This window comes from Streptacidiphilus rugosus AM-16, assembly GCF_000744655.1.
GTDB classification, from domain to species: domain Bacteria; phylum Actinomycetota; class Actinomycetes; order Streptomycetales; family Streptomycetaceae; genus Streptacidiphilus; species Streptacidiphilus rugosus.
This window is the reverse complement of record NZ_JQMJ01000003.1, coordinates 864,196-883,817: the sequence shown is the minus strand read 5'-3', so window position 1 is coordinate 883,817 and position 19,622 is coordinate 864,196. Positions and strand designations below refer to the sequence as shown.

At 73.2% G+C, this 19,622-nt stretch carries 13 protein-coding genes and 1 tRNA gene; 2 read left to right on the top strand and 12 right to left on the bottom strand.

Features of this window, described 5'->3' with window-relative positions:
- Positions 1 to 222: 222 nt before the first annotated feature.
- The 3 genes from BS83_RS07455 to BS83_RS07445 all read right to left on the bottom strand — a co-directional run bounded on the left by BS83_RS07455 (position 223) and on the right by BS83_RS07445 (position 2,804).
- Positions 223 to 296 (bottom strand) — tRNA-Thr (locus BS83_RS07455).
- 87 nt (positions 297 to 383) lie between these two features.
- Positions 384 to 1,073, bottom strand: a complete 690-nt coding sequence (gene leuE / locus BS83_RS07450) for a leucine efflux protein LeuE (protein ID WP_037602074.1) — start codon at positions 1,071 to 1,073, stop codon at positions 384 to 386.
- Between the two features lie 114 nt (positions 1,074 to 1,187).
- Positions 1,188 to 2,804 (bottom strand): alpha/beta hydrolase, encoded by a 1,617-nt coding sequence (locus BS83_RS07445; RefSeq protein ID WP_037602072.1) that lies wholly within the window; start codon positions 2,802 to 2,804, stop codon positions 1,188 to 1,190.
- A gap of 12 nt (positions 2,805 to 2,816) precedes the next feature.
- On the opposite strand from BS83_RS07445, the gene BS83_RS07440 reads away from it, so the two are divergent.
- Positions 2,817 to 2,999: a hypothetical protein gene (locus BS83_RS07440; protein WP_037602070.1), complete on the top strand. Its 183-nt coding sequence runs from the start codon at positions 2,817 to 2,819 to the stop codon at positions 2,997 to 2,999.
- Here the strand turns inward: BS83_RS07440 and BS83_RS07435 are convergent.
- From BS83_RS07435 to BS83_RS07405, 8 genes are all read right to left on the bottom strand, one after another.
- A complete protein-coding gene (locus BS83_RS07435) occupies positions 2,960 to 3,997 on the bottom strand; it encodes a hypothetical protein (RefSeq protein ID WP_037602069.1) in 1,038 nt (345 codons plus the stop codon). The genes BS83_RS07440 and BS83_RS07435 overlap by 40 nt on opposite strands.
- 223 nt (positions 3,998 to 4,220) lie before the next feature.
- On the bottom strand, positions 4,221 to 5,417 hold the full coding sequence (locus tag BS83_RS07430) for a DNA polymerase III subunit delta' (protein WP_037602067.1): 1,197 nt from the start codon (positions 5,415 to 5,417) through the stop codon (positions 4,221 to 4,223).
- Positions 5,418 to 5,566: 149 nt separating this feature from the next.
- Positions 5,567 to 6,511, bottom strand: coding sequence for a hypothetical protein (locus BS83_RS49095; protein ID WP_051942750.1), 945 nt, complete (start codon positions 6,509 to 6,511; stop codon positions 5,567 to 5,569).
- Between the two features lie 32 nt (positions 6,512 to 6,543).
- The gene (gene tmk / locus BS83_RS49090; RefSeq protein WP_051942749.1) at positions 6,544 to 9,222 is read right to left on the bottom strand and encodes a dTMP kinase; all 2,679 of its coding nucleotides are present in this window, start codon (positions 9,220 to 9,222) and stop codon (positions 6,544 to 6,546) included.
- 170 nt (positions 9,223 to 9,392) lie between these two features.
- Complete coding sequence (gene topA, locus BS83_RS07420) at positions 9,393 to 12,203, bottom strand: type I DNA topoisomerase (RefSeq protein WP_037602065.1); 2,811 nt, start codon at positions 12,201 to 12,203, stop codon at positions 9,393 to 9,395.
- Between the two features lie 605 nt (positions 12,204 to 12,808).
- Positions 12,809 to 13,105: a DUF3592 domain-containing protein gene (locus BS83_RS07415; RefSeq protein ID WP_037602063.1), complete on the bottom strand. Its 297-nt coding sequence runs from the start codon at positions 13,103 to 13,105 to the stop codon at positions 12,809 to 12,811.
- A 301-nt stretch (positions 13,106 to 13,406) separates the two neighbouring features.
- Entirely contained in the window at positions 13,407 to 14,948 is a 1,542-nt protein-coding gene (locus BS83_RS07410) for a DUF7059 domain-containing protein (protein ID WP_232248167.1), read from the bottom strand.
- A gap of 256 nt (positions 14,949 to 15,204) precedes the next feature.
- Entirely contained in the window at positions 15,205 to 15,918 is a 714-nt protein-coding gene (locus BS83_RS07405; protein ID WP_157596998.1) for a hypothetical protein, read from the bottom strand.
- 135 nt (positions 15,919 to 16,053) lie between these two features.
- Between BS83_RS07405 and BS83_RS07400 the strand changes: the two genes are divergently transcribed.
- The gene (locus BS83_RS07400) at positions 16,054 to 16,944 is read left to right on the top strand and encodes an alpha/beta fold hydrolase (RefSeq protein WP_037602061.1); all 891 of its coding nucleotides are present in this window, start codon (positions 16,054 to 16,056) and stop codon (positions 16,942 to 16,944) included.
- 119 nt (positions 16,945 to 17,063) lie between these two features.
- Here the strand turns inward: BS83_RS07400 and BS83_RS07395 are convergent, their stop codons facing one another.
- The gene (locus BS83_RS07395) at positions 17,064 to 19,469 is read right to left on the bottom strand and encodes a sodium-translocating pyrophosphatase (RefSeq protein WP_051942747.1); all 2,406 of its coding nucleotides are present in this window, start codon (positions 19,467 to 19,469) and stop codon (positions 17,064 to 17,066) included.
- Positions 19,470 to 19,622 lie beyond the last annotated feature (153 nt).

Below are 19,622 nucleotides of genomic sequence, written 5' to 3'. Positions count from 1 at the left end.
GCAGCGGGCCGGAAGCCTGGGAGGCGCCTTCGGTCTGCCGACGACAGCCGTCGCGCCGGTCGCCGGGAGCAGCCAGGGGCTCGATGTCGACGAACGACGGCCGGGAGAGCAGGTCCCAGCGGCCTCACCGCCGTGGCCGCGGGGCGGCCCGAAGGCCGTCGCCGAAGGCCGTCAAACGAGTGAAGCTCCAGGCCGGAGGACCGACCTGGAGCTTCACTGCGGAGCCGCCTTCGGGATTCGAACCCGAGACCTACGCATTACGAGTGCGTTGCTCTGGCCAACTGAGCTAAGGCGGCGAACGGGGATTAGTTTACACAGCTCGGAGGGTGCTCCTGCACCACGTTTCGATCACACCATGATCGACCGCCCGCCCGGGCCGCCGGTCAGCCCGCGGAGGCGGTGGCCAGCTTCGCCGCGAAGCCGATGAAGAGGGCCGCGACGCCCGTGGTGAGGCCGGCCGAGAGGCGGCGGCGGGAGCGGAAGACGGCCGCGAGGCGGTGGCCCGCCAGGATCAGGGTGGTGAGGTAGGCGAAGCTGAAGAACTGGATCGTGCCGCCGAGGATGGCGAAGGAGAGGGCCGGGCTGGAGTAGGACGGGTCGACGAACTGCACGAAGAAGGAGAGCAGGAAGAGGATCGCCTTCGGGTTGAGCAGGCTGATGACCAGGGCCCGGCGGAAGGGCGAACCCGACGCGGCCGGCTCGGCCGCGGCTGCGGCTGCGGCCGTCTCCGGGGTCTCCCTGGTCTCCGAGGGCACGGCCGCGTCGTGGCGGTCGCGCCAGAGGGCGCGGGCGGCGCGGAGCATCCCCCAGCCGATCACCAGCAGGTAGACCGCGCCGATCAGCTTCACCGCGTCGAAGACCAGCGGGGTGGCGCGCAGCAGGGAGGCCGCGCCGAGCGAGGTGAGCAGGATCAGCGTCGTGTCGCCGACGAAGACGCCCGCCGCCGCGCGGTAGCCGGTGGCTATCCCGCTGCGCGCGGCGACCGAGAGCACGAAGAGCGAGTTCGGGCCGGGCAGCAGAACGATCAGCAGAGCACCCAGCACGTAGGTGGAGTAGTGGGTCACGCCGAACATGGCAGTGCGGCCTTTCGTCGACAGGGGGCGTCAGGAAGACGGACGGGTCGAAAGAAAGGATCGTCGAGGGCGGTCACTCCTGACAACCGCCCCGACGCGAACTGCTGGGCCGGGTCAGTGGCAGACGGTCCCCTTCGGCGGGACGCGGCCCTCGAGCAGGTAGGAGTTGACCGCCTCGTCGATGCAGCTGCTGCCGCGCGAATAGGCGGTGTGGCCGTCGCCGTCGTAGGTCAGCAGCGAGCCCGAATCCAGCTGCGCGGCCAGGCCCTGCGCCCAGGCGTAGGGGGTCGCGGGGTCGCGGATGGTGCCCACGACGAGGATGGGCGCGGCGCCCTTCGCCGGGATGACGTGCGGTGCGCCGGTGGCCGCCACCGGCCAGTACGCGCAGGTCAGGCCGCCCCAGGCGAGAGTGGTGCCGAACTGCGGGGAGGCCTTCTCGTACGTCGGCGCCTCCTGGCGGACCTGGTCCGGCGAGGTCGCGGCGGGCGGCAGGTCGAGGCAGTTGACGGCCGAGTTCGCGTACATCAGGTTGCTGTAGGTCCCGTCGGGGCCGCGCTCGTAGTACTGGTCGGAGAGCGCGAGCAGCGCCTTCCCGTCGCCGTTGTCCACGGCCGCGGTGAGGGCGAGCCGCAGGTCCGGCCACTGCGTCTGGTCGTACATGGCGGAGATCACACCGGTGGTGCCCAGCGCCTCGTCGAGCTGACGGCTCTGCCCGGTCGGCAGCGGCTTGCTGTCGAGCGAGTGGAAGAAGGCGTCCAGCTTCGCCCCGGCCTGCTCGACGGTGCCGGTGCCGAGCGGGCAGCCCGACCGCTTCACGCAGTCCGCGGCGAAGGCGTCGAAGGCGACCTCGAAGCCGCCCGCCTGCTGGCTGTTCAGCTGCATCGCGTTCAGCGACGGGTTCATCGCCCCGTCCAGGACCATCGTGCCGACCTTCGAGGGGAACAGGCCCGCGTAGGTCGCGCCGAGGAAGGTCCCGTAGGACTTGCCGAGGTAGTGCAGCTTGGCGTCGCCGAGCAGTGCGCGGAAGACGTCCATGTCGCGCGCCGACTCGACGGTGCTGACGTGCGCCAGCAGCTTGCCGGACTGCGCCTGGCACGCCTTGGCGAAGGTCTTGTCCGCCGCGACGAGCTTGTCGACGTCGGCCTGGTTGTCCGGGGTGGTGTCGACGGCGGTGAAGGCGTCCATCTGCGCGTCGGAAAGGCACTTCACCGGGGCGCTGCGGGCGACGCCGCGCGGGTCGACGCCGACGATGTCGTAGGCGGCGCGGACCACGGTCGGGAAGCTCATGGCCGCGTACTCGGCGTAGTCGACCGCCGAGCCGCCGGGTCCGCCCGGGTTGACCAGCAGCGACCCGATCCGTGGGATCCCCTGGCCGGTGGCCGGCTTGCGGACCGCCGAGAGGGTGATGTCCCCGCCGGCCGGGTCGGAGTAGTCCAGCGGGACCTTGAAGGTCGTGCACTGGAAACCGGAGTCGCAGCTGTGCCAGGAGAGCCGCTGCGCGTAGTACGGCTGGAGGTTCGCGGCGACCTCGGTGGGCAGCGGCTGCAGGGTGGCGGCGGCGTTGCTGCTGGGGGCGTTGTCGGCGGAGGACGGCCCGCTGGAGGCGGCCGTCGCGCCGCTTCCGGCGGTGGAACCGGGCGCCGGGGCCGAGGAGGTGCAGCCGGCGGCCAACGCCGCCAGACCGAGGGCGGTCAGTGCCGTGACGGCCCTGGTCACGGGCGTTCTCTTCATGCTCTCCCCAAGATGGACGCGTCGGTCGACGCGGGAGGCGACGACCGGCTGGTGGTGCCGGTGGTGCAGCTGACGAGGGTGGTGCGGCTGACGAGGGTGGTGCTGCTGGTGTCGACGGCGATGCTGGTGCGGGGCGGCTCGGCGGAGAGGAGGCGTCAGCGGTGGGCGCCGGCGGCGAACTCCTCGGTCAGATAGTTTGCCGCCATTCTGACCAGACGAAAGCGCTCACGGTCGGGGGAGATGTCGCGGACCACCGCGGAGAGACGGATTCCGGCGTCCGGCGCGCCGGTGAGCGCTGCCCGCAGCCGGTTCGCCTCCGCCTGGGCGGGCAGGTCCCGGTGCGCCTGCGCGAGCAGCAGCCGCACGCCTGCGGGCACCGACCCGGCGGCGGGATGCGGGAGCGTGCCGCCGAGCGCGACGGAGCCCGCGTAGGTGTCCGGGTGGGCCAGCTCGGCGGTGGCCGCGCAGGCAGCGCCTGCGTCCATGCCCAGCTCGGCCCAGGAGCGGGCCCGGGTGGCGACGTGGAACTGTGCCGCGACCGCGCGACGCAGGGCGGAGTCGTCCCCGGCAAGTACACAGGGGTCGGCCGGGGCGACCGCGATGAACGGGTTCGCGTGCCCGCCGGCCACCGCACCCGCCAGCCCCTCCCAGACCTCCGACAGCTCACTCTCTGGAGCGCGGACGACGAGCGCCTGCAACCCGGCTCCCGCCGCTGCGGCGGCACCGGCCGGAGCGGCGGCGTGCGCGGCGTACTGCGCGGGCAGCCAGACCCTCACCTGGCCCGGAACCCCGGGCAGGCCGCCCTGGAGCAGCCGGCCGCCCGAGGACGTGCCGACGGCGGTCAGCGGGGCCGACGCGGCGTGCACGCGGTCGGAGGCCGAGCCGGAGGAACCCCGCCCGGAGCCGGACGACGCCCTGGCCGCCGCACCGCCGGGGTTCGCGCCCGGCGTCGAACCGGGTTCGGCGGAGGAGAGCGCCCGGGAGTCGGCGACGGTGCGCTGGCCCCCTGATCCCGCGGCGAACACGCCGCCGGCCAGGGCGCAGGCCAGGGCGAGCGCGGCAGCGACCGCCCGAAGCGCCGCGCCGAGGTAGCGCGGCGTCAACTCGTAGACCTGCCCCGCCCGTTCCTCCCGCCATGCGCCGAGCGCACTGCCCGCGAGCCAGACACCGACCGTCGCCCCGGCAGCGATCAACGCTGCGCTCCACCACAAGGTCATCCTGACCGGATCCCCCATCGGAGGGACTGTGATCACTCTCCGGTCCATTGCCACCCGAATGAGCGAAGGCCGGATCGTGCGAGGTGACGACGGGCTGACGCCCAAGGGTCGACGCGGTGGCGGCCGGTGTGTCGGCAGGGCGGCACGGGGCCCAGGCAGGACGGCAGCGGCGCCCAGGCGGGGGCGGCGCGGGGACGGCTCAGCCCGCGCGGAGGGCGACCGTCATGGCCTCGACGGCGAGCAGCGGCGCCACGTTGCGCTCGATCGCGTCGCGGCAGGCCAGCACGGACTCGATGCGGCGCAGCGTGGCCTCCGGCGTGGACTGCGACGCCAGACGCTCGACGCCCGACCGCAGGTCCTCGTTGGACAGCCCGCCGCCGGCCCCGAACTGGACCGCCAGCACGTCGCGGTAGAAGCCCGCGAGGTCGAGCAGCGCGAGGTCGAGGCTGTCCCGCTGGATACGCGTCGCCCGCCGCTTCTGCCGGTCCTCGAGCTCCTTCATCGCGCCCGCCGTACCGCGAGGCATCCGCCCGCCGACACCCGCCGCCGCGCCGAGGGCCGCGCGCAGCTCCTCGGTCTCCTTCGCGTCGACCTCCTCGGCGACCTGCTTCGCCTCCGCCGTCGCGGCGTCCACCAGCGCCTGGGCCCCGGCCAGGCAGGCGCCCAGATCTCCCACCGTCAGCGGCAGCTTCAGCACCTCGGCGCGGCGCGCCCGCACGGACTCGTCCTGGGCCAGCCGGCGCGCGCGCCCGATGTGCCCCTGCGAGGCGCGGGCCGCGAAGGCCGCGAGCTCCGGATCCACGCCGTCACGGCGCATCAGCACGTCCGCTACCGCACCGACCGCGGGCGAACGCAGCACGAGCAGACGGCAGCGCGAGCGGATCGTGGGCAGCGCGTCCTCGACGCTCGGCGCGCAGAGCAGCCACACCGTGCGGGGCGCGGGCTCCTCGATCGCCTTCAGCAGGACGTTGGCCGCGCCCTCGGTGAGCCGGTCCGCGTCCTCGATGATGATCACCTGCCAGCGGCGGCCGGCCGGCGACATCGACGCGTTGCGAACCAGCTCACGCGTCTCCTTGACGCCGATGCTGAGCCCGTCCGTCCGCACCGTGTTCACGTCGGCGTGGCTGCCGATCAACGCGGTGTGACAGCCGTCGCAGAACCCACAGCCGGGCACACCGCCCAGGTCGATGTCGGGCGAGGTGCACTGCAGCGCCGCCGCGAACGCGCGCGCGGCCGTGGACCGCCCCGACCCCGGAGGCCCGGTGAACAGCCAGGCGTGCGTCATGCCCGACGCCCCCGTAGCCTCCCCCGCCACGACGGTGCGGGCTCCCTGGGCGGCGGAGACGAGCTGCTCCACCACCTGGTCCTGGCCGACCAGGTCGTCCCACACGCTCACGTCACGCCGCCGCTCTGCCGCTCTCCGACTCTCTCCCTGCTCCCGGCAGCCTAGCCGCCGACGCCGACAAACGACGGCCCCGGCGTCAGGGACGCCGGGGCCGCGGGAACGGTCGGGGCCGGACCAGCCGGAGGGCCGGGGGCGGAGGCTCAGCGGTGCCGGCCGGGGCCGGGGCCGCGGCCGCGCTGGTCGTCCGGGCCCTCCGGCTGGTCCGGGTGCTCGGCGTGCCACTGGGCCCACTCCTCGCGGGTACCCAGCAGCTGGTCCGTCAGCGTGGGGAGGTCGTCCAGCGGGGTCTCCTCGGCCCAGTCGTAACGGCCGCCGGAGGCCGGGGTCTCGCCCGCCGGGGTCTCCGCGTCCTTCGGCTGCTCCGCCGAGGGCTCTGCGGCCTCGGGCGACACTGCGGCAGGCAGGATCGGGATCTCGCTGGTCGGCGCCTCGGAACCGGCGCGACCCGGCTGCGGCCGGAACAGCCAGTCGGGCACCCTGTCCTGGACACTCTCCGCGCTGCGCGGCGAGGCCTCACGCCAGGAACGCGGCAGCGGCGTCTGGTCGACGGGCGGGACGATCGGCATGACCGTCGTCTCGTCCATGGACGAAGCAGTGGGCTCGGCCGAGGCCTTCCGCGACAGCCGGGGCCGCCGCGCCTTCGGGGACTCGGGTTCGGCGGCGGGCGTGCCGACCACCGGCGGCTGCGCCGGGAACGGCGGCAGCACCATCGTCTCCTCGGCGGACGAGGCCGGGGCGGGCGACGCCGTCGGGGCGGTGGCCTCGGCCTCCTCGGTCTTCGCCTTCGCCTGGGCGCGCGCGGCCCGCGCCGCGCGGACCCTGGCCAGCGGGGAGCCCCCGGTGTCGGCGGCGGCCTCGGCCTCGGCCTGCGCGCCGGCGGCGTCGGTCGCCTCGGACGCAGGCTCGGGCTCGGGCACGACGACGGGCATCACGGCCGTCTTCTCGGCCGAGCCTTCGGCGGTCGTCTCGGCTGCGCCCTCGGAGGCGGCCGCGGGGTGGATCTCGGGGTCGCTCTCGGGCCTACGCTCGGGCTCGGGCCCACGCTCGGACGCGGCGGCCCGCTCGGGCTCGACGATCGGGAGCACCGCCGTCGCTTCCGCCGCCGACGCGTCGGCGGCTATGTGGCCGGACGGGCCGTCGGCCGACTCGCGCTCCTCGGTCTTGGGCTCGGCCGGACCCGCCGCGGCGGTCTCCGCGGCCGTGGCCGCCTCTGCTGCCTCCGCCGCGAGGCGGGACTGCTCGGCACGGCGCAGGGCCTCCTCCGCGCGGCGGCGCTCCTCCGCTCGCTTCTCCTCGCGCTGGCGCTCCAGCTCGGCCAGCCGGGCGGCCTCGGCTGCAGCCGCGGCGCGCGCGGCCTCAGCGGCCCTGCGGCGCTCCGCCTCCTCCTCGGCGCGGCGTGCGGCCTCCTCCTCGGCCTGGCGGCGGGCGGCCTCGGCCGCCGAGCGCGCCGCCTCGGCGGCCCGGCGGTCCTCCTCGGCCTGGCGGGCCTTCTCGGCCTCCTCGGCCTCCAGCCTGAGCCGCTCCAGCGTCTCCTGGCGCTCGCGCTCGGCGCGCTCCTCCTCCGCCTTGCGGCGGGCCTCCTCCTCGATCCGGCGTGCCTCGGCCTCGCGGGCGAGGCGCTCCTGCTCGGCCAGGGCCGCCTTCTCCTGCTCGGAGAGCGGCAGCTCGCGGTCGAGTCGGTGCCGGATCGCCGTCGTGACGGCGTGCGGCGGCTGGCCCGCGTCGACCACCAGGTAGCGCGCCGGGTCGGCGGCCGCGAGGGCCAGGAATCCGGCCCGCACCCGCTGGTGGAAGGCCTCGGGCTCGGACTCGAGCCGGTCGGGGCCTCGGTGAAGCGCTCGCGCGCCGCCGAGGGGGCGACGTCGAGCAGCACCGTCAGGTCGGGCACCAGGCCGTCGGTCGCCCAGCGGTTCAGCCGGGCGATGTCCGCGCCCACCAGGTCGCGGCCCGCGCCCTGGTAGGCGACGGACGAGTCGGAGTAGCGGTCGGTGATGACGACGGCGCCGCGTGCGAGCGCCGGGCGGATCACCGAGTCCACGTGTTCCGCCCGGTCCGCGGCGTACATCAGCGCCTCGGCACGGTGCGAGATGCCGGTGTTGCCGACGTCCAGCAGCATCGCCCGCAGGCGCTGGCCGATCCCGCTGCCGCCCGGCTCGCGGGTCAGCAGCACCTCGTGGCCCTTGCTGCGGATCCACTCCGCCAGCGCCTGCGCCTGGGTGGACTTGCCCGCCCCGTCGCCGCCCTCCAGGGCGATGAAGAAGCCGGTGCCCGCGCGGTACGCGGGCGGCTCGGCCCCGCCCCGCAGGGCCTCCCAGACGTCACGGGGCAGCGGCGCGACGCCCTTGCGGTCGTCGGTGCGCAGCAGCGTCACGACGCCGGCGAGCAGCAGCGCCAGCCCGGCGACCGAGACCGCCAGGCCCGCGCCGCCGTGGTCGAAGGTCAGGGTGGTGCCGCCGAACTGCTCAGGGCCGAAGGCCGCGCCGACCAGCGGACCGGCGACCAGCGCGAGCGCGACGGAGACCCGCAGCATCGCGTGCAGGTGCTCGTCGACGCGCGGAAGGCGTGCCTCCTCCGTCTCCAGCGCGAGCAGTGCCCGTGCCGTCCTGAAGGCGACGCCGCCGGCGATCCCGGCCAGGGTGAACAGCACGAGGGCGAGCACGTAGTCCCTGACCAGCCCGCCGAGCAGCAGGGCCAGGCCCGAGGTGCCCATGGCCAGCGGCAGCAGCCGGCGTCGGCTCAGCGTCGGCAGGACACTGCGGGTGATCCGCAGGCCGAGCGGCAGTCCGGCGGTGAGCGCCAGCACCAGCAGCCCGTAGCCGATCTCGCCCGCGAGCAGGTCGAAGGCGTGGACGTAGGCGACCGACGCGGCGGCGGCGACCCCGGCCACGACGGCACAAGCCGCGAAGCTGAAGGTGAGGGAGGAGCCGGTGCGTCCGCGGGCGCCCAGGCCGGGGGTGACGTCGGCGGGAGCGCGCAGGTTCGTCAACGGCGAGCGCGGCTCGAAGGCGCGGGCGCCCTCGGCGGCGCGCTCGGGCAGTTCCTGCCCGAAGGAGAGGGTCCCCGCGGCGACGAAGAGCGCGGCGGCGCCGAAGCCCGCCAGCGCGAGGGAGTGGGCGGCGAGCCACGGGATGCCGTGGCCGACGCCCTGGTCGAGCAGGGTCAGCAGCACCAGCGCGAGCGCGCCGTAGGGGACGGCGGCGTAGCTGGTCCGCAGGTCGATGTGACGCAGCACCGGTCGTTGGTCGACCGGCGGGTGGCCGGGCGTGGCGGTGGGCAGCAGCGCCGGGGCGATGGACTCGCGGGTGACGGTGACGACCCGTTCGAGCGCGGCGGCGGCGAAGACGGTGACGAGCAGCCAGATCCAGGCCTTGCTGCCGACCCAGGTCACCCAGAACACGGAGCAGCCGATGAGCGCGGCGCGCAACGCCTCCGCGCCGAGAAGCAGCTGTCGCCGGTCCAGACGCTGCGTCAGCTGTGCCAGCGGGGCGAGCAGCACGGCGCCGAAGAGCACCGTGCCGACGAGCCGGGCGCCGAAGACGGCGGCGATGGCGAACAGCGCGGCGGTGTATCCGCCGCCCAGCGCCTGCGCCCCGACCACGGCGACGACGGTCAGGCCGAGCATCGTCAGCAGGGCGAGTCGGTCGCCCAGCGTGCCCACCGCCTGCGCGCGCCAGGCGCGGCGATAACCCCGCACGCGCAGCAGGGCGCGGGCGCGTTCCGTCAGGCTGACGCCGACGGGGGACGTGTGGGGGCTTTCCGGGGCCCCGTTTCCGGGCTCCTGCGACTCGGCGCTCATACGGCCAGCCTAACCGGAGCCCAGGACAGCGGATGCGGCCTTGTCCTCGTTCATGACACGCCTGTGACCAAGCGCTCACAAGAGGCACACGAGTCCTTCAAGGGGCGCGAGGCTCCGCCTGGTCGGACAGAGCCCGGCGCCCCTGACCGGGCGCCCGGTGACCGGGCGCCCTACTTCTCGGCGGTCGTCTTCTTCGCCGCCGGCGCCTTCTTGGCGGTGGCCTTCTTCGCCACCGTCTTCTTGGCGGCCGTCTTCTTCGCCGGCGCCTTCTTGGCCGGGGCCTTCTTCGCCGTCTTCTTGGCCGGGCCCTTGGCCCGCTTCTCCGCCAGCAGTTCGAAGCCGCGCTCCGGGGTGATCTCCTCGACGGAGTCGTCCCGGCGCAGGGTCGCGTTGGTCTCGCCGTCGGTGACGTACGGGCCGAAGCGGCCGTCCTTCACCACGACCGGCTTCTCGCTCACCGGGTCCACGCCGAGTTCCTTCAGCGGCGGCTTCGCCGCGGCGCGGCCGCGTGCCTTCGGCTGGGCGTAGATCGCCAACGCCTCTTCGAGGGTGACGGTGAACATCTGGTCCTCGTTCTCGAGCGAGCGCGAGTCCGTGCCCTTCTTCAGATACGGGCCGTAGCGCCCGTTCTGCGCCGTGATCTCGACGCCCTCGGCGTCGGCGCCGACGACCCTCGGCAGGCCGAAGATCTTGAGCGCGTCCTCCAGGGTCACCGTGTCCAGCGACATGGAGCTCAGCAGCGAGCCGGTCCGCGGCTTGACCGCGTTCTTCCCGGTCTTGGGCGTGCCCTCGGGCAGGATCTCGGTGAAGTAGGGGCCGTAGCGGCCGTCCTTCGCCACGATCGCGTTGCCGGTCACCGGGTCGTTGCCCAGCTCGCGCTCGCCGCTCGGCTTCGCCAGCAGCTCCTCGGCCAGCTCGACCGTCAGCTCGTCCGGGGCCAGCTCGTCCGGGACGTCGGCGCGCTGCTCGCCGCGCTCGACGTAGGGGCCGTAGCGGCCGACGCGCAGCACCACGTCCGAGTCGGGCAGCGGGAAGGAGCTGATCTCGCGGGCGTCGATCGCGCCGAGATCGGTGACGAGCTCCTTGAGACCGCCGAGGTGGTCGCCGTCGCCGTTGCCGGCGTCGGCCGCGGAGGCGGCCGACGCCGGGACGTCGCCCTCGCCGAAGTAGAAGCGGCGCAGCCACGGCACCGACTCGGCCTCGCCGCGCGCGATGGCGTCGAGGTCGTCCTCCATCTTGGCGGTGAAGTTGTAGTCGACCAGGCGGCCGAAGTGCTCCTCCAGCAGCCGGACCACGGCCAGCGCCAGGAAGGAGGGGACCAGCGCGGTGCCCTTCTTGAAGACGTACCGTCGCGCGATGATCGTGTCGATGATCGCCGCGTAGGTCGACGGGCGGCCGATCTCGCGGTCCTCCAGCTCCTTGACCAGCGAGGCCTCGGTGTAGCGGGCCGGCGGCTTGGTGGCGTGCCCGTCCGGGTTGATCTCCTCGGCCGTCACGCCGTCGCCCTCGGCGACCTGCGGCAGGCGGCGCTCGCGGTCGTCCAGCTCGGCGTCCGGGTCGTCACGGCCCTCGACGTAGGCCTTGAGGAAGCCGTGGAAGGTGATGATCTTGCCGGAGGCGGAGAACTCGGCGTCCCTGCCGTCCGCGGAGGCGCCGCCGACCTTGACGGTGACGGACTGGCCGACCGCGTCCTTCATCTGGGAGGCGACGGTCCGCATCCAGATCAGCTCGTAGAGCTTGAACTCGTCGCCGGAGAGACGGGTCTCGGCCGGGGTGCGGAAGCGGTCGCCGGAGGGGCGGATCGCCTCGTGCGCCTCCTGGGCGTTCTTGACCTTGCCCTGGTAGACGCGCGGCGCGTCCGGCAGGTACTCGCGGCCGTAGAGCTGCTCGACCTGCGCCCGGGCGGCGTTGACCGCCGTGTCCGAGAGCGTGGTCGAGTCGGTACGCATATAGGTGATGAAGCCGTTCTCGTACAGCCGCTGCGCCACGTCCATCGCCCGCTTCGCGCCGAAGCCGAGCTTGCGGCTGGCCTCCTGCTGCAGCGTGGTGGTGCGGAACGGCGCGTACGGGGAGCGGCGGTACGGCTTCGACTCGACGCTGCGCACCCGGAAGTCGGTGTCGGCGAGCGCGGCGGCCAGCGAGCGGGCCGACTGCTCGTCCAGGTGCAGGACCTGCGCGGCCGAACCGGCGGAGCTCTTGAGCTGCCCGAGCGAGTCGAAGTCACGGCCGGTCGCGACGCGGCGGCCGTCGACCGAACTGAGGCGCGCACCGAAGGTACCCGGGTCGCCGGCGGCGGCAGCCTTGCCGGAGAGGGCGTCGGCGGTGGCGAAGACGGCGGTCAGGTCCCAGTAGGAGGCGGAACGGAACGCCATCCGCTCGCGCTCCCGCTCGACGACGAGGCGGGTCGCGACGGACTGGACACGGCCTGCCGACAGCTTCGGCATGACCTTCTTCCAGAGCACCGGGGAGACCTCGTAGCCGTAGAGGCGGTCGAGGATGCGGCGCGTCTCCTGTGCGTCGACCAGAAGCTTGTTCAGCTCGCGCGGGTGCCGCACGGCCTCCTGGATCGCGTCCTTGGTGATCTCGTGGAAGACCATCCGGTGCACCGGCACCTTCGGGCGCAGCACCTCCTGGAGATGCCAGGCGATCGCCTCGCCCTCGCGGTCCTCATCGGTGGCGAGGAAGAGTTCGTCGGCGTCCTTGAGAAGCGCCTTGAGCTTGGAGACCTGGGCCTTCTTGTCCGAATTCACGACGTAGATCGGCTCGAAATCGTGGTCCACGTCGATGCCGAGCCGGCGGACCTCGCCGGTGTAGCCCTCGGGTACCTCCGCCGCCGTGCCGGGCAGGTCGCGGATATGCCCGACGCTGGCCTCGACCACGTATCCAGGGCCCAGATAACCCTTGATCGTCTTCGCCTTGGCCGGCGACTCGACGATCACGAGTCGACGTCCGTCGCGTGCGGTCTCGCTGGTCGGGGACACCTTCGCTCTTCTCTCCCGGTCGGGTAGGGGTGGTGTCGTCACTGCGTGCGGCGACACGATCCTGAGTGCAGTCGTGACTGCGGTCCTTGAATGCAGGTCCTGAATGCGGAGTGTGACCGCATCCCAGTGCCCCTTGTCAAACGGACGGATCCCGACATGTCACGGACGGGGGCCCTCCGCTGTCACTCGAACGGTAACCCGAAGGCCTCCGCTCCCGCTGTTCGGGACGGCGTCGTACGTGGTCACACGGATACGCGAACACGTCCGCCGACACTGGCAGGGGCGGGCCGGACAAGCCGGATCATAGGACTGGCCGCATGGCGCACGACGCAGAACCCGACCCTTTCGGCGTGTCTCTGCCCATCCGGACGCACAGCCATGCACCCATCTGATAGGACCAGCCGTCACAGCATGGCAGTCGGAGCTCGATCGGACCTGGGGAATCGGTCGGATCGACGTCGGGCCGAGATCGGGTGGGGCGTGGGTGCCGGACGCGTCCGGGCCCCGGCCGGAGCCCGGACGGAGCCCTGCCGGATGCGGGCGCCGGCGGAAGCGCCGGATCGCCCTCGGGCGTCGGCCGCGGACGGGCTGCGGGCGGGATCGCGTCAGAGCGCGAATGCGAGCAGCGTCACACCGCAGCCGGCGAAGGCGAGGCCGAGAAGGAGCCAGAACACGTCGCTCCGCCCCTGGGGCGTGCCGTCCACCACGACGAGCGTCGGCTGGGACGGGTCGTAAGAGACCGGCACCAGGGAGTCGACCGCGAGCGTCGGCACCCGTCTGATCGAGGTCCAGCCCCGCGGGCGCGTCACGACCTCACCGTGGCCCTCGACCTGGAAGCTCAGCATCGGCGCGGTGTCGGCGTGGTCGGTGGCCTCGTCGAGATCGACGACGACACGGGCCATGCCGCTCACGCCAACGCGCCGCAGGGTGCGCCGAGCGCGCACCTCTGCGGCGCACCACCACAGGACAGCGCCGCCGAACAGGAAAAACCACGCCCCCGTGAACAGACCCAGTGGAGTTCCCACGTTCGCCCCGCCCCCGCTGGCTCAGCCGCTGTGATGGTCGATCAAATGATCGGTTGCGGGGTCCAGATTTCCAGCGCGTCGGCAACGTGCGGCCTACTGCGTCCGTCGCATGGGCAAACGTGCGGTGAACGCCGGTGGTTCGGTGTGATGTTCACCCGATGCCGCCCGGCCGCGCGGGTCAGGCGGGTCGCAGGAATCCCTGCTCGACCAGCAGACGGATCTGTTCGGGCGCGCGGTCGCGCAGCACGACCGGGTCCTCGTCGAGCAACCGTGCGATCGCGTCCAGGATGTCTCCCGCGCCCAACGAGCCGTCGCAGACTCCGACGAAGCCCGCGCCGACCGAGTCCACCTTGGTCGCCCGTCGCATGCCCCGGTTCTGACGCAGGATCACGTGCTCGGGGTCCTCCGCGCCGGGCACGCCGACCTGCTCCTGGACCACCTCGTCCGCGAGCAGGTAGTGCGCCGCCAGCAGGCCGGCGTCGTCCTGGGCGCGCAGGAAGTCCTGGCGCTCGAACCACTGCTCGATGACCGGCCCGAGCGGCTGCTCGACCGGATGCGGCCACTCCTCCGCGACCAGGATCGGCTTGACGTCCGCGCCCTGTTCGGGGAGCCGGCGGAGCGTGATCCAGCCGAAGCCCACACCCTCGACGTCGGCCGCCTCGAAGGCGTCCAACCACTCGGCGTAGCGCCGCTCGTAGTCCGCGCGGGGGCCGAGATGGTCGCCGCCGTCGCGCAGCCACAGCTCCGCGTAGGTGGTCACATCCTGGACGTCACGCTGGACCACCCAGGCGTCGCAGCCGCTGCCGGAGACCCACGAGGCCACCCGGTCCCGCCAGTCCTCGCCGCGCACGTGCTGCCAGTTGGCCAGCAGTTGGCAGTAGCCGCCGGGCTCCAGATGCGCTCCGGCCTGCGCGACCAGGCTGCGGCAGAGCTCGTCGCCGGCCATGCCGCCGTCGCGGTAGGTGAACCGCTCCCCCGGTGAGATCACGAACGGCGGGTTGGAGAGGACGAGGTCGAAGGTCTCGTCGGCCTGGAGGGGCTCGAACAGGCTCCCTTCGCGGACCTCGATGCGGTCGCCGAGCCCGGAGATTTCGGCGCTGAGGCGTGTGAAGTGCAGGGCCCGCGGGTTGACGTCCGTCGCCACGACCCGGCCCGCGTGGCGGGCGGCGTGCAGGGCCTGGATCCCGGACCCGGTGCCGAGGTCCAGGGCACGCCGGACCGGCCGCCGGACGGCGATGTTGGCCAGCGTCGTCGACGCCCCGCCGACGCCGAGCACGAGCTCGCCGCGCGACACGCCCTGGTCCGTCGCCGCCCCCGAACCGATCCCGCCCGCTCCGCCGACGGCACAGCCCAGGTCGGAGACGATCCACGCCTCGGCCGCGGCCTGCTCGCCGGCGATGTCGTTGGCGTAGGGCCTGATGTCGACCGTCGCGCGCACGTCGCTCTCGCTCGTCCGCACGAGCCAGCCGTCCGCGAGCGCCTCCTCGACCGGCAGTGCGGTCGCGGCAGCCGGGTAGGAGACGGCGCGCTGGAGCAGGAACAGACGCACCAGCGTCTGCAGCGCGCCCGCTCCGGTCGTGGCCCGCAACGCGGGCACGCTCTCGCTGCGCGCGAGCGCGGCGTACGCGGCGGCGCCGAGCAGTTCCAGGCAGCCGTCGGCGGTGTAGTCGGCGGCGACGAAGGCCTCGCGCAGCCGCGCGATCCGCGTCGGCTCGAGCACGGGCAGCGGCGCGCCTGATCCGGCCTCGGCAGCGCCGCCGGGGGAGGCACCGACGCCGAAGGCCGCAGGGCGGGAGGCCGCAGGGTCCGAGGCCGCACGGTCGGACGGGGTGGACGCGGAGTTCGCGCTGGACGGAGTGGAAGCTGCGGAGCTGTTCACCCGGCCATTCTCCCCGACACCACCCTCCCGTCACCCCAGGCGCACGGCCCGCCCGGCCCCTGGCCGGTCGAGCCTGTGCGGGACGAGCGGGTCGGGGTCAGTGCGCGGACGTCGAGGGCTTGGGCGACGTGGAGGCGCTGGGCTTGGCGGACGTGCCCGCCGAGGCGCCGGCGCCGGCCGGGGTGGATGCGGACGGGGAGGACGAGGTCGCGGCGCTCGTCGCCGGCGTCGGCGTGCCGCTCGGCTGGGCACAGCCCGGCTGGCGCTTGAGAGCCGCGCCGAGTTCGCCGGTCTGGAGCTTCTGCAGCGCGCCCGACGACAGCGTCGAGAGCTGCTGGACCTGGTCGGAGACCCCGCGCAGGGACGCCGCGAAGCGGGCCTGGTCGGTGACCGGCAGGGCCTTCACCGTGGCCTGCACCTTGGTGTAGCCCCCGGCTGCCTGGTTCAGCTCACTGACGGCGTCCGCCTGCAGCTGCGCACCGCCGCTGGTCTTCGGTGCGCCCGCCGCCTGCACGGCCTGCGCTATCTGCTGGTTGCCCGTGGCCAGCTTGCCCATGTCCGCCGCAAGACGCGTCTGCAGGGCGGCCGGGGTCTCACCCGCGATGATCTGCCCGGTGTCGCTCTGCGCCGACTGGACCGACTGGATGGGCGCGGCGACTCCGCCGCACACACTCTTGGCCCAGGAGTCCAACTGCGCCGTGCTGTCACTGCCGCCACAGGCGCTCGCGCCCACGACGACCGCCGTCATCGCGGCCGCAGCCGCCGCACGGCCGGCGCGCCGACCCCGTATCGACCGATCCGTCCCACTCACCGGGTCCCCTTCCCACGTTCCGACCCAGCCTCGGAACCTACACGCTGGCCCCTTTCCGCCGCACAATTGTCCCGATACCGTACCGACCAGTCAGTACGTACCTCAGCCTGCGCCACGAACCACCGGGAGGGCCGCATGCCCCGCGCTCACGTCCACGAACTCGAGCTGGAGTACGAGACCTTCGGGGATCCCGCGAGGCCCACACTGCTCCTGATCATGGGCTTGGGCGCTCAGCTGACGGCCTGGGACGAGCGGCTCTGCCGCCAGCTCGCCGATCACGGATTCCACGTCGTCCGCTTCGACAACCGGGACTCCGGCCTGTCGAGCCACCTCGACGCCGGGCCGCAGCCCGATCTCGGCGCGGTCCTCGGCGGGGACCCGGCCAGCGCGCCGTATCTGATCGCGGACCTGGCCAGGGACGCGGTCGGCCTGCTGGACGTCCTGGGCGTCGAGCGCGCGCACGTCGTGGGGGCCTCGATGGGCGGCATGATCGCGCAGCAGATGGCGATCGACAGCCCCGAGCGGGTGCTCAGCCTGTGTTCGATCATGTCCCGCCCCGGCGACCCGGCGACCGGCCTGTCCACGCCGGAAGCCACCCGGATGCTGCTGCGTCCGCGGGCGATCGGGCGCGAGGCAGTGATCGAGTCGGGCATGGCCGCCTCCCGGGTGATCGGCTCGCCGGACTACCCGCGCGACGACGAGGAACTGCGCGCCTACGTCTCCGCGACCTACGACCGCAGCAGCCGCGCCGACGGCTTCGCGCGCCAGCTCACCGCGATCCTGGCCTCGCCGGACCGGACGCCGGGGCTCAAGAACGTCGGCGTGCCCACCCTGGTCGTCCACGGCGAGGCCGACCCGCTGGTGGACGTGAGCGGCGGGCACGCGACGGCCGCAGCCGTCCCGGACGCCAAACTGCTGACGCTGCCGGGCATGGGCCACGACCTGCCGCGTGCGCTCTGGCCCCGGATCATTCCCGCGATCGCCGCCAACGCCCATGCGGGCGGCGGGCCGACCGACCTCGGGTGATCACGGGATCGAGGGATGGAGCGATCGAGGGATCGAGGCTGTCGAGGGGTCGACGTAGCCGCGTGATCGGACGATCCGGGAGCCGGTGAAGTCCCCGCGCTGACGCGGGGCGGCGCGGGTCAGCGGGCCGGTGAGGCGACCCCCTGCCCCTGGTCGGGGACCGTCGCTCCGGCCGCCTCGGCCGCCGCCCCGGATTCCGCGCCCATCGCGATGCCGCGCCGCTTGGAGACCCAGACCGCGCCGACCACCACGGCCAGGCAGAGCACCGCGATGCCCACGCGCAGTGCGGTGTTGGCGTGCGCGCCGAAGCCCAGCTTGACGATCGCCGGGGCGATCAGGAGCGAGACCAGGTTCATCACCTTGAGCAGCGGGTTGATGGCCGGTCCTGCCGTGTCCTTGAACGGGTCGCCGACGGTGTCGCCGATGACCGTCGCCGCGTGCGCCTCGCTGCCCTTGCCGCCGTGGTGGCCGTCCTCCACCAGCTTCTTGGCGTTGTCCCAGGCGCCGCCCGAGTTGGCCAGGAAGACCGCCATGAGGGTGCCGGTGCCGATCGCGCCGGCCAGGTAGGAGCCGAGCGCGCCGACGCCGAGCAGGAACCCGACGGCGATGGGCGCGAGGACCGCGAGCAGACCGGGCGTGGCCAGTTCGCGCAGCGCGTCCCTGGTGCAGATGTCGACGACGCGCCCGTAGTCCGGCGTCTCGGTGCCGTCCATGATCCCCGGCTTGGACCGGAACTGCTCACGCACCTCGAACACCACCGAACCGGCCGAGCGGGAGACCGCGTTGATGGCCAGGCCCGAGAAGAGGAACACGACGGCAGCACCGAGCAGCAGCCCGACCAGGTTGTTGGGCTGGGAGATGTCCAAGCTCAGGCTCAACCCCTGGGCCGCCGAACCGATCTGCTTCTCGGCGGTGTTGATCGCGTCGGTGAACGAGCCGAACAGCGCCGTGGCGGCCAGCACCGCGGTGGCGATGGCGATGCCCTTGGTGATGGCCTTGGTGGTGTTGCCGACCGCGTCGAGTTCGGTCAGCACCTGCGCGCCGGCCCCGGTCACGTCGCCCGACATCTCGGCGATGCCCTGCGCGTTGTCCGACACGGGCCCGAAGGTGTCCATCGCCACGATGACGCCGACTGTGGTCAGCAGCCCGGTGCCGGCGAGCGCGACGGCGAAGAGCGACAGCATCAGCGAACCGCCGCCGAGCAGGAACACACCGTAGACGGCCGCGCCGATCAGGACCGCCGAGTAGACCGCCGACTCCAGGCCGACGGAGATGCCGGACAGGATGACCGTGGCCGGGCCGGTGAGCGAGGTCTTGCCGACGTCCATCACCGGGCGCCGGTTCGTCTCCGTGAAGTAGCCGGTCAGTTGCTGGATGGCCGCGGCCAGCCCGATGCCGATCGCGACAGCGGCGAGGGCGAAGACGCGGGGGTTGCCGCTGTGCGAGGAGATGGTGGAGGAGACGCCCTTGAGCGCCGAGAAGCTCCCGGGCAGGAAGGCGAAGACCGCGACCGCGACCAACGCGAGCGAGACGACCGCGGACAGGAAGAAGCCGCGGTTGATCGCCGTCATGCCGGAGCGGTCGCCGCTGCGGGGCGAGACCGCGTAGATCCCGAGGACGGCGGTGACGACGCCGATGGCCGGCACCAGCAACGGAAAGGCGAGCCCGACGTCGCCGAAGGCGCTCACGCCCAGGATCAGCGCGGCGACGAGCGTGACGGCGTAGGACTCGAACAGGTCTGCGGCCATCCCCGCGCAGTCACCGACGTTGTCGCCGACGTTGTCGGCGATGGTCGCCGCGTTACGCGGATCGTCCTCGGGGATGCCCTGCTCGACCTTGCCGACCAGGTCGGCGCCGACATCGGCGGCCTTGGTGAAGATGCCGCCGCCCACGCGCATGAACATCGCGAGCAGCGCGGCCCCAAAACCGAAGCCCTCCAACACCTTGGGAGCGTTCTCCCTGTAGAGGAGGACGACGACCGAGGCCCCCAGCAGGCCGAGTCCGACGGTGAACATGCCGACCACGCCGCCGGTGCGGAAGGCGATCCGCATGGCCCGGTGGGAGACCGACCGGACGTCGGGGGCCTCGCCCCCGTCCTCGGAAGGTGTCGCCGCGCGCGCCGCGGCGGCCACCCGGACGTTGCTCCGTACCGCGAGCCGCATGCCGACGTAGCCGGTGACGGCGGAGAAGACCGCGCCGACGAGGAAGAAGAGCGAGCGTCCGATCCGCTGCGACCAGTTGTCGGCGGGCAACAGCAGGAGCATCGCCGGCACGAGGACGGCGAACACGGAGAGGGTGCGGAACTGGCGTGCGAGGTAGGCGTTCGCGCCTTCCTGCACGGCGGCGGCGATCTGCTTCATGGTGTCGGTGCCCTGGTCCGCTGCCAGTACCTGACGGACCAGCAGCCACGCGACACCAAGCGCGGCTGCGGCGACGACGGCGACGATGACGACCACGACCCGGTCCGAACCGGTGAGCACGGCGGTCACCCCTGATGGAGCGCCGGAGAGGTAGAGCCCGGCCATTCGTCCTCCTTGACGTCTGGCTCGTGCGCCGGGCGGGTTCCACGCGTCATGGGACGCGTGGAGGCGCGGACCGCTCGGCAGCGCGGGCAAGGTGGCAGGCGGCGATTGTAGGAATCGGGCGCATGATCAAAACAGGGTATGTGCGGCAATTGG

Excerpts from the sequence above, each read along its gene's own strand:
- BS83_RS07400 (WP_037602061.1), top strand. The coding sequence starts at position 16,054 with ATGCCCCGCGCTCACGTCCACGAACTCGAGCTGGAGTACGAGACCTTC.
- tmk (WP_051942749.1), bottom strand. The coding sequence starts at position 9,222 with ATGAGCGCCGAGTCGCAGGAGCCCGGAAACGGGGCCCCGGAAAGCCCC.
- BS83_RS07440 (WP_037602070.1), top strand. The coding sequence starts at position 2,817 with ATGGACGCGTCGGTCGACGCGGGAGGCGACGACCGGCTGGTGGTGCCG.
- BS83_RS07415 (WP_037602063.1), bottom strand. The coding sequence starts at position 13,105 with ATGGCCCGTGTCGTCGTCGATCTCGACGAGGCCACCGACCACGCCGAC.
- BS83_RS07445 (WP_037602072.1), bottom strand. The coding sequence starts at position 2,804 with ATGAAGAGAACGCCCGTGACCAGGGCCGTCACGGCACTGACCGCCCTC.
- leuE (WP_037602074.1), bottom strand. The coding sequence starts at position 1,073 with ATGTTCGGCGTGACCCACTACTCCACCTACGTGCTGGGTGCTCTGCTG.
- BS83_RS07395 (WP_051942747.1), bottom strand. The coding sequence starts at position 19,469 with ATGGCCGGGCTCTACCTCTCCGGCGCTCCATCAGGGGTGACCGCCGTG.